We start from the raw sequence: 1320 nt of genomic DNA on the forward strand, positions 1-1320 counted from the left end.
TGGACCTCTGTCAAGAAAGTGGACAACATCAATCATTTAGCTTCCCCTTTTGTAATACATGGACTCAAACTGAACAGGCGATACGTACCCTAAAGTTCCGTGAATTCGCTTGCGATTGTAGAACAATTCGATGTACTCAAACATTTCTTGCTGGGCCTGTACCTTTGTCTTAAATTTCGTACAGTAAATAAACTCCTTCTTCAACACACTGTGAAAAGACTCGATGCAGGCGTTATCGTAGCAGTTTCCTTTTCGGCTCATGCTAACCTTCATTTTGTACTTCTTAAGCCGCTTTCGGTATTCGTCCGACGTATACTGTGAACCGCGGTCTGAATGATGAATAAGTTTCTTTTTGGGCTTCTGCGCCGCGTATGCCTGATCTAATGCTGACAGCACGAGATCCGTCGTCATGCGGTCTCCTAACTCCCAGCCAACGATTTTGCGGGTATACAAATCCAGGACGCTTGCGAGATACAAACGGCCCTCGCGACAAGGGATATAGGTAATGTCGGTTACCCATACTTTGTTCGGTGCGGTTGTCTTGAAATCTTGATTCAACAGATTAGGCGCAATCGGATTTGTGTGATTGGAGTCCGTTGTACAAACCCGAAACTTTCTTGCTACACAGGAGCGCATCCCGTTCTCTTTCATGAGCTTTCCGACCAATCGTTCGGACACTTTCCAACCTTCCTTACGGAGTTTGGCGGTGATCTTTGGGCTGCCGTAGCGCCTTACCGAGTCTTGATGCAGCCAGGAAATACGCGCTACAAGCGTCTTGCGACGCTCCTGATAACGATTGACGTTCGTTTTCTGTGACAACCATTTATAGTACCCACTCCTGGAAACATCAAGCGTGCTACACATCTTCTCCATGCGAAACTCGGAGCGATGATCTTCGATGAATTGGAACCTTACTTCCTTTCTTTGCCGAAGATGTGTAGCGCCTTTTTTAAGATTTCGAGTTCCTCACGCAGATCAGCATTTTCGAGTTCTTGCTTCTTCCTTTCGGACTCCATAGCCATCAATTGCTGCTCTAGCAACCGTACTTTATCCGGTGAAGCTTGGAGTTCCACTTGAAGATCGGCTTCGATTTCAGTTCTATACTTCTGTTTCCAACTATGCAATACCCCTGCGGAGATATCCAACTCCGATGCGATCTCAGGCATGGTCTTCGTCTGCTCTAGAATGTACTTTACAGTTCTCTTCTTAAACTCTTCTGTATATTGATTACGTGGTTGTTTCTCCATACAGGACACCCCTTCTCGTTATTGTCATTATCCTCATACACTTAACGAGTGTCCACTTTTTATTCTAGCTGCA

2 protein-coding genes are annotated in these 1320 nt (G+C 45.5%); both read right to left on the bottom strand.

The window, feature by feature from the left end:
- Positions 1 to 36 precede the first annotated feature (36 nt).
- Complete coding sequence (locus AC6ESP_RS29405; protein ID WP_497100340.1) at positions 37 to 900, bottom strand: IS3 family transposase; 864 nt, start codon at positions 898 to 900, stop codon at positions 37 to 39.
- Positions 901 to 911: 11 nt separating this feature from the next.
- Complete coding sequence (locus AC6ESP_RS29410; protein WP_497100338.1) at positions 912 to 1247, bottom strand: transposase; 336 nt, start codon at positions 1245 to 1247, stop codon at positions 912 to 914.
- Positions 1248 to 1320: the final 73 nt, after the last annotated feature.

Source organism: Paenibacillus xinjiangensis, from assembly GCF_059686975.1.